Annotated in this window: 5 protein-coding genes; 2 read left to right on the top strand and 3 right to left on the bottom strand. The window is 63.1% G+C overall.

Annotation, left to right across the window (positions count from 1 at the left end; translation table 11 throughout):
- Together Q4610_RS21580 and Q4610_RS21575 are read right to left on the bottom strand one after the other, a co-directional pair.
- Window positions 1-438, bottom strand: a 438-nt coding sequence (locus Q4610_RS21580; protein ID WP_304537827.1) for an IS6 family transposase, incomplete at its 3' end; no start/stop codon positions are given.
- 56 nt (window positions 439-494) lie between these two features.
- Entirely contained in the window at window positions 495-1,058 is a 564-nt protein-coding gene (locus tag Q4610_RS21575) for a DUF7146 domain-containing protein (protein ID WP_336622886.1), read from the bottom strand.
- 383 nt (window positions 1,059-1,441) lie between these two features.
- Here Q4610_RS21575 and Q4610_RS21570 point away from each other — a divergent pair, with 383 nt between their 5' ends.
- Window positions 1,442-2,128: a ParA family protein gene (locus Q4610_RS21570; protein WP_304537826.1), complete on the top strand. Its 687-nt coding sequence runs from the start codon at window positions 1,442-1,444 to the stop codon at window positions 2,126-2,128.
- On the top strand, window positions 2,125-2,451 hold the full coding sequence (locus Q4610_RS21565; protein WP_304537825.1) for a hypothetical protein: 327 nt from the start codon (window positions 2,125-2,127) through the stop codon (window positions 2,449-2,451). The genes Q4610_RS21570 and Q4610_RS21565 overlap by 4 nt, the downstream gene beginning before the upstream one ends.
- Window positions 2,452-2,547: 96 nt before the next feature.
- On the opposite strand, the gene Q4610_RS21560 is transcribed toward Q4610_RS21565, so the two are convergent.
- The coding region (locus tag Q4610_RS21560) for a hypothetical protein (RefSeq protein WP_304537824.1) at window positions 2,548-2,771 on the bottom strand (224 nt) is incomplete at its 5' end.

The raw sequence follows: 2,771 nt of genomic DNA, 5'->3' as shown, positions 1-2,771 counted from the left end.
GACCGTCAATGACCAGAATGATTTGCTTGCGCGCCTCTTCGGACTGCAAAAGGTTAACAAAGCATGAAAATACCGGCCTTGGCTGGGTGATAGCTGCCTCCAGAAGTGTTTGCGACACGCCCCTCGGTACAGATAGCGCCATTTGCCGCGGATCTTGACATAGGTCTCATCAATCCGGACCGAGCCGCAATGGGGTCGACGAAACTGCCGCAGCCGTTTCTCGATGACAGGTGCATAAGCCAATACCCAGCGGTTGATCGTGCTATGATCGACCTCGAAGCCCCGCTCGCGAAACATCTCTTCCAAGTCACGATAGCTGAGCGGGTAGCGCAAGTACCAGGCAACCGCCTGTACAATCAGCCAGGCCTCGAAATGCCTGCCCTTGAAATCATCCTTCGACTGGCGCTTCAGCTTTTCGGCAATGGTATTCAAAATCATCGGCTCGCTCCGCAATATCAGGAGCGGCAACTTCTCTCCCCATGGTCAACATCGAGTTAACCTGAAGAATTTGCGACAAGGCCCCCCTGCCCCGGTTGTCCGAGCATGACCTTGCACTCGTAGTCCGCGGTCGCCGGGTCGAGGAAGATGCGCTGGAAGGCAACGAGACGGTGTCCCTCCCGCACGCCGACCAACAGGGCGGGCTTGAAGACGGTGCGTCCCTTGGGTCCGAGCGGGCATCGCGGATGGAAGCGGAGATCGGCCGGTCCTGCGGCGATGTGGCGTCGGTGCAGGTAGCGGTCGCCGAGCGTATTCATGACGTCGCGGGCCTGTTCCCAGAGACGTTCGACGTTCCCGGTCCCGCGCCGTATGTCGGCCTTCGGGGGTTCGAACCGCCTCGTCACCGGGATGCGACGGATCTCGCGCAGGACGTCTTCTGCCTCGCAGCCCGCAAAGCAGGTCACAAGGATCCCGCGATCTCCCTGGCGCAGCGACAGGCTCGGCGTCCGATCGACGTGGGCTGGGCATCGGCATGTCGCAACGTACCCGTGCCAAACGCCGCCGAGCGAGCCGACGATGTCGACGAGTTCCTGGCTTGGTTTCAGTGCGGTATAGGGCATCTCGACTGCTCCTTCGCTATTCTGCTCCCCCTCCCCTCCCTTCGGCCAGTGGTAGACTATGGTACCAAGAGAAGGCCGAAGCATCGCAGCTGAACCGCGGAGAATGCTAAGCATACCCAAGCGGTGCCTAGCGGTGCGAGGCGGTGGCTACCATCGCGTAGCGTAGACTAGCCATGCGTGGCCTTGCGTGGCGGGGCGGTGCATAGCGGAGGCGTGCGTGGCGTGGAGTACGCCTTGGTTGGATACTATGGCCATGCCTTCCCATGTGTAGCGTTGCCAAGCGATGTGAGGTCTGGCATGGCGCAGTCATGGCGGGCGGTGTCACTGCCTGTAGTGCGAAGGCTGCGCCAGAGTAGCGCAGCGATGACGAGGAAGGCTGGAGCATGCCGGTAATCAGCTTTGCAAGCCCCAAGGGCGGGGTGGGTAAGAGCACGTCGGCGTTGGTGCTCGCCAGCGGTCTCAGCCAGGCCGGAGCCTCGGTGACTGTCATCGACGGCGACCCGAACCGGACGCTTGAGACGTGGGCGAGCGAGACGCCTGATCCTGGATTCGAGTGCCGGAAACTTCCGTCAGACAACGCGATCATCGACGAGATCGAGGAGGCGGCAGCCTCCAGCCAGTTCGTCATCGTCGATCTGGAGGGCACCGCGAACTTGGCCATGTCTCGCGCGATTTCGCGGACCGACTTGGTCATCATCCCGCTGCAGGCGTCGCCGGTCGACGCGCGACAGGCGAGCAGGGCGATCAAGCTGGTGGTGGACGAGGGGAGGGCGCTTCGCCGCGAGATCCCGTATCGCATGCTGTTTACGCGCGTGAACCCCGCGATCGCGACCCGCGACGAGAAGGAGATCAGGTCGCAGTTCAGGGGTGCGGGTATCCCGACCTTCGAGACTGCACTGAACGATCGCGCGGGCTTCCGCGCGATGTTTACACACTACCGCTCGCTCTGGAGCCTCGGCGATGATCAGGCGACCGGGCTGGACAAGGCGCGCATCAACGCCACCGCCTTTGTGCAGGAGGTTGTGACGGAAATCAGGCGGCAGAACGCCGTCGTGGAGCAGACGGCATGAGCAACGGCATCAAACTTGGGCTCGACGATCTCTCGGACATCCGGCCGAGCGCGCGGGCTGAACGCAGTCGCACGGATCAGCGCCGAGACGCGGCTGCGGTCGATGACGTCGGGCGCGAACACGGGTTCTCGAAGCCGTCCGCGCCTGCGGCACTGCCGCGCCGGCAGAAGTCGGCTTACGCGGGCGAGCAGCTCCACCAGGTCAGCGTCAAAGGCCCGGTGAGCGTGATGGGACGCTTCGTCGAATACTGCGACCGCGAACGACTGCCGTACTGGCAGGCCATCGAGAAGCTGATGGACCTGGCCGAGGGAGACGGACGCTAGGCGGCGGGCAGCGACGCCACCACTTCGCCGATGAGATAGAAGGCGTCGGGAAGGGCGAAGAATGCGTCGACGCGCGCGGTCTCGCCTTCGGGTGCCTCAGTGCTTCCGAGCAAGGCTGACCAGCGATCGTCCACGAAACGCAGCAGCGCCGCCCATGCGGAGCCGTGGTCCGGGTGAACCGACAGTTCGTCCTTGTCGGCCCAGTCGGCCCGAAGCTGCGATTTTGGTCATCTTGGAGAACACGTCGGGAACGGGCTGGTTGTTGTTGACGATCGCCCATGCGAGGAACGACGTTCCGCTCCGATAAGGGAGCGGCGTTA

The sequence above is a fragment of the Sphingobium cyanobacteriorum genome (assembly GCF_030580935.1).
Taxonomy (GTDB): domain Bacteria; phylum Pseudomonadota; class Alphaproteobacteria; order Sphingomonadales; family Sphingomonadaceae; genus Sphingobium; species Sphingobium cyanobacteriorum.
Note: the sequence above shows the minus strand (reverse complement) of the source record. Positions and strands in the feature narration are given on the sequence as shown.